This is a genomic window from Polaromonas sp. P1_E1_2 (genome assembly GCF_056406035.1).
Genome location: NZ_JBFUAZ010000669.1, coordinates 1 through 2,222, shown reverse-complemented (window position 1 = coordinate 2,222; position 2,222 = coordinate 1). Strand labels below are relative to the sequence as shown.

Genomic DNA, 2,222 nt, shown 5'->3' with positions numbered 1-2,222 from the left:
CCCATGTACCGCAGAGCATCTATCTGGCCGACACCAGTCTCGCTGAAAACATCGCCTTTGGCGTGCCAAGGCAGTTGATCGATATGTCGCGTGTCCGCGAAGCCGCGCAACAGGCACAGATTGCCGAATTTATCGAAAGCCGTACCGGCGGCTACAACGCGCATGTCGGTGAACGCGGCATCCAGTTATCAGGCGGTCAACGCCAGCGAATCGGCATCGCGCGAGCCCTCTACAAAAAGGCCAGCGTGCTGATATTCGACGAAGCGACAAGTGCCCTCGACAACGCGACCGAGCAATCGGTCATGACTGCGATTGACGGGCTGGATCGCGGCCTCACGATCCTTCTTATCGCACACCGCCTGACGACCGTCATGAATTGTGACGTCATCATTGAACTCGAACACGGAAAGGTCGCTTCGCAAGGCAGCTACGACGAGCTGCTGACACACAGCGCGAGCTTCCGACAACTCGCGCAGGCTTCTCCATGAGCACGATGACCATCCACAACACCACCCTGCCTGATGTGCTGGTGGTTGAAACCACACGATTCTCGGACCTGCGGGGCGCCTTCAGCCGCCTCTTCTGCGAGCGTGAGCTTGCCGAGGTAACCGGAGAGCGTCGCATCTTGCAGATCAATCACTCGCGCACACTGTCAAAAGGTGCGATTCGCGGTTTGCACTACCAGCGCCCACCACACGCCGAAATGAAGCTCATACGCTGCATCCGGGGCAAGGTGTGGGATGTCGCGGTCGATCTGAGGCAAGGCTCACCGACTTTTTTACACTGGCATGCCGAGGAACTCACACCTGAAAATGGCCGCATGCTGGTCGTTCCCGAGGGCTGTGCACACGGCTTTCAGGTGCTCGAGGAAAACAGCGAGATGTTGTATCTGCATACCGCCTTTTACAAACCTGAAGCCGAAGGCGGCCTTGCCTATAACGACCCTAAACTGGCTATCACCTGGCCGCTTCCCGCGACCGATGTCTCGGAAGGTGATCGTGGCCGCCAGCACATTAATCACGATTTCACAGGACTTGCCGCATGAACTGCCGCCATTGCAACACTCCCCTGCAGCATGTATTCCTCGATTTGGGGTTTGCGCCGCCCTCCAATGCATATCTGACCAAGGCGCAGCTTACGCAGCCCGAGGTTCACCTCCCGCTGAAACTGTTTGTCTGTGACCACTGCTGGCTGGTGCAAACCGAGGACTTCACGCAAGCCAACGAGCTGTTCCGCTATGACTATGCGTACTACTCGTCGACCTCGATCAGTTGGCTCGATCACGCCGCACGCTACACCACAGCGATCACCAAACGCTTCGGACTCGGTTCCGAGAGTTTCGTGATTGAAGTTGCCTCCAATGACGGTTATCTGCTTCGCAACTTTCTGCCGCCGGGAATCCCCTGCCTCGGCATCGAACCCACAGAAGGTACAGCCAAGGCCGCAGAGAATCTCGGCATTCCGGTACTACGCGAGTTTTTCGGTGATACGTTGGCCAAACGCCTGGCAGCTGAAGGCAAACAGGCCGATCTCATCATCGGTAACAACGTCTATGCGCACGTACCGGACATCAACGACTTCACACGTGGCCTCAAGTCGGTGCTCAAGCCGACTGGTGTGATCACGCTCGAATTCCCGCACCTTATGCAACTGATCGAGCACAACCAGTTCGATACGGTCTACCACGAACATTTTTCCTACTTGTCACTGCAAAGCGTCAGCCGTATCTTCGACCAGGCCGGCCTGCGTGTGTGGGACGTCGAAGAACTCAGCACCCATGGCGGCAGCCTGCGCGTCTACGGTTGCCACCGCGAGGACACACGCGAGAGTACCGGCGCGGTCGCGCGTATTCTCGAAGACGAACAGCGCCACGGTCTCCGTGACTTGAACACGTATCTGAATTTTCAGCCGAAGGCCGATCGGGTCAAAAACAAGTTACTTACCTTTCTGATCGAGCAAAAGAACGCCGGCAAAAAGGTCGCGGCCTACGGCGCGGCTGCCAAGGGAAATACCCTGTTGAACTATGCGGGTGTCAAGCCAGACCTGCTGGCATATGTTTGCGACGCCGCTCCATCCAAGCAGGGCAAATACCTGCCTGGCAATCACATTCCAATCCTCCCACCATCGGCAATGGCCGAACACCGCCCGGACGTGGTGGTTATCCTGCCTTGGAATATCGCTGCCGAAGTCATGCAACAGCAAGCCCACGTGCGAACTTGGGG

At 57.2% G+C, this 2,222-nt stretch carries 3 protein-coding genes; all 3 read left to right on the top strand.

Annotation, left to right across the window (positions count from 1 at the left end):
- The coding region (locus tag AC1D1P_RS21500; protein ID WP_477674371.1) for an ATP-binding cassette domain-containing protein at positions 1 to 488 on the top strand (488 nt) is incomplete at its 5' end.
- Positions 485 to 1,045: a dTDP-4-dehydrorhamnose 3,5-epimerase gene (gene rfbC / locus AC1D1P_RS21495; protein WP_477668503.1), complete on the top strand. Its 561-nt coding sequence runs from the start codon at positions 485 to 487 to the stop codon at positions 1,043 to 1,045. The genes AC1D1P_RS21500 and rfbC, both read left to right, overlap by 4 nt.
- Positions 1,042 to 2,222, top strand: a 1,181-nt coding sequence (locus tag AC1D1P_RS21490; RefSeq protein ID WP_477674370.1) for a methyltransferase domain-containing protein, incomplete at its 3' end; no start/stop codon positions are given. The genes rfbC and AC1D1P_RS21490, both read left to right, overlap by 4 nt.